The organism is Sphingobium wenxiniae (assembly GCF_007830065.1).
GTDB classification, from domain to species: Bacteria; Pseudomonadota; Alphaproteobacteria; order Sphingomonadales; family Sphingomonadaceae; genus Sphingobium; species Sphingobium wenxiniae.
In genome coordinates this window covers 47,556-50,473 of record NZ_VLKK01000021.1, presented here as the reverse complement: position 1 = coordinate 50,473, position 2,918 = coordinate 47,556, and the positions used below count along the sequence as shown (strand labels likewise).

Genomic DNA, 2,918 nt, shown 5'->3' with positions numbered 1-2,918 from the left:
GCTTCCGCCTGTCCGGATGCCGACCTGTTCCGCGCCCTCGTTCTCCGGCTGAAGCCTGCGCCGACGTAGCCCATGCGGCAGCGCCGCAGAACTCCGAGCCCAGCCCTTCAACCCGAAAAGCCCATCAATCCGAATGCGGTGAAACAAACGCCAGCGATGCCGGTCGTCCGCGCAATACAGCCAGCCGCAGCAAATGCCCAGAGCGGACCCGAAACCGAGCGTCGTGAATAAGAGAGGCTAAATGATGCCCTTACCGAAGTTGCGATGGGCTCGCAATAAGCCAAGGCGAATGGCGGCTTAAATTGCCAAACGGATACAAAGCTGCCTGACAGGTATCGTTTAGGGTTTCGGACTCCGTGAGGCGTCGTAAAGTCGGCGATGCCCGAACCGCGGGCCTCGCGAGGTGGTCTATGGGGATTTCGGTTTTGGGCGGGTCGAGGCGCTGGTGAGGGTTGCCGAGATGCGGACGGTCCGATTTTGGCGTGTCTGCGTCCGCTTTGGGGCGGATGCTGTCCTTCACCATTCCGCCGGATGGATGTCGATCAAATGGATCAAATGTCAGTGAGATCCTCAGGGTACATCCCACCGCGCTGGCAGAAGAGAGCCCATGTTTCCTTCCCCTGTGCGGTTACGATCATGCGAACCGGTAAATCGACTGCGAGCGCGATAAGGCCGAGGCGGACAAGCGGGCCAATGCTCCTATCGCTGATCACCCTGTCAGGGCTGTACCCTCCTGCCACGAGTGTCCATCCGGGCGTTCCGCGTTCGGTAATAGCCGGAGCGAGATGGCCGTCACGTGGGAGATCGGTATCGCGGCCCAGGGTGTATAGGCAGATACTCCAGAAGGCATCTCGCGGTCGCGGTGGGATCAACGCCCATTCCAGCGGGCCGGCATCATCCTGTTCGGGCGCTTGAAAGGCTGCGGCCGGGTCGTCTCGGACTCCATCGCGGTACGCGCGCTCTAGCGCCTGCGCGATGGCGCCAGCAGTGTCGACGGCGATCCCGTACTTCCGATTGTAGCGATCCTTGGCGACAATGCCTCGGGCGATTTCGCGAAACCGTGCCTTGCGCCGGGGATCGGGACGCAGCCGTCCAGACGCCCCGGTCATGTCGTCACCGTGACATCAGGACTCACGTTACACCGTGCGCGAGCCACGATCCCGGCGACCGTGTTCTTGCTGAGTCCCAGGTCGCGAGCGATCCAGCGATAGCTCCGCCCCTCGGCGATATGCGCCAACACTTTGGGCGCGAGGCGGTCCGACTTGGGTCGCTCCCCCAGTTGCCGGCCGAGTTTGCGGCCACGTGCCCGCGCTGCAGCAAGGCCAGAGCGGACCCGCTCGCTCAGCATGTCGCGCTCGAACTGGGCTATACCTGCGAGCATCGTCGCCATCATCCGCCCATGCGGCGTATCGACCTCGAACGTCATGCCGCTCATCGCGACCACCGACACGCGCCAGCCTGACAGCCGGTTGAGCGTATCGAGCAGGTCTTGGGTCGAACGTCCCCAGCGGCTGAGTTCGGTGACGAGAATTGCATCGATGTGGCGCGTCTGGGCCAGCTTCATCACTTCGGCACGTGCCGAGCGATTGGCCTTCATCCCCGAGGCGGTTTCGCGGAAGACCTCGACCACTTCATAGCCGCCACGCTCAGCAAAGCCGGCCAGGTCGCGGAGCTGCCGTTCGCACGACTGGTCGGCTGTCGAAACCCTGGCGTAGATGGCGGCGCGCTGTCCCAATTGAACCCTTCTGGAATTAGGCCTCGAAAAGCCTTGATTTGCGTGGGGTCAGTGTTGTCCAAAACAGACTTCTGTTCAATGGGGACAAGCCGTGCATGCCGAGACGCCATATCCTCAGCGCCCGACAGCGTTCGGCCCTACTCGACCTACCGACTGACGAAGCGGCGCTGCTGCGCCATTATATTCTGGCAGACGATGACCTGATTCATATCGACCGGCGTCGCCGACCGGAGAACCGCATCGGGTTCGCCCTGCAGTTGTGCGCGCTGCGATATCCAGGCCGGACCCTTGCTCCCGGCGAACTGATCCCCCACACCGTATCTGCCTTTCTAGGCGCCCAGCTTGGCATCGCTGGCGAGACGCTCGCGGCCTATGCCGTTCGACGCCAAACCCGCCACCAGCACATGGAGGCGCTGCGCCGTATCTACGGATACAGAATGTTCCCCGGACGGGGACCGTATGCCAGGGCTTTCCGCGACTGGCTTCTCGCCGAAGCCGAGCAGGCACGCTCAAACGACGACCTTGCCCGGCGCTTCATTGCCCGCTGCCGTGAAACCATGACCATCCTGCCGGCGATCACGACAATCGAGCGTTTGTGCGCGGACGCGCTCGTCGCCGCCGAACGTCGGATCGAGGAGCGGATCGCGGCCCGTCTGGATCCCGTCGCCTGTGATGGGCTCGACAGACTGACTACCGAGATGCTGCCGGGGGCGATCAGCCGCTTCATCTGGCTGCGCCGGATTGAGCCGGGCAACAACTCCGCCGCGGCGAACCGGCTGCTCGACCGGCTCGAGTTCCTGCGCGCGATGAACCTCAATGATGGTTTACTTGCCGGTGTTCCACCGCATCGCGTCGCCCGGCTACGCCGGCAGGGCGAGCGCTACTTCGCCGATGGCCTGCGCGACCTCGGCGCCGATCGGCGCCGCGCTATCATGGCGGTCTGTGTCATTGAATGGGCCACTGCGATGGCGGATGCGGTGATTGAAACACATGACCGGATCGTTGGCCGCACCTGGCGCGACGCGAAGCAACTGCATGACGCGCGGGTCGTAGAAACCAGAGGCGCTACCACTGCGACTTTGAACGGCTTCACTGCACTCGGTCAATCATTGCTCGAAGCGCATGGCGACGGCGCGTCGCTGGAAGATGCGGTCGCGCGCGGGGCGGGATGGGAACGGCTCAC

General features: G+C 63.5%; 2 protein-coding genes. One reads left to right on the top strand and one right to left on the bottom strand.

Annotation, left to right across the window (positions count from 1 at the left end):
- Positions 1–1,105 precede the first annotated feature (1,105 nt).
- A complete protein-coding gene (locus IQ35_RS17800; RefSeq protein WP_130752818.1) occupies positions 1,106–1,735 on the bottom strand; it encodes a recombinase family protein in 630 nt (209 codons plus the stop codon).
- Positions 1,736–1,830: 95 nt separating this feature from the next.
- Between IQ35_RS17800 and IQ35_RS17795 the strand changes: the two genes are divergently transcribed.
- A partial coding sequence (locus IQ35_RS17795; protein WP_145075363.1) for a DUF4158 domain-containing protein occupies positions 1,831–2,918 on the top strand: 1,088 nt, incomplete at its 3' end.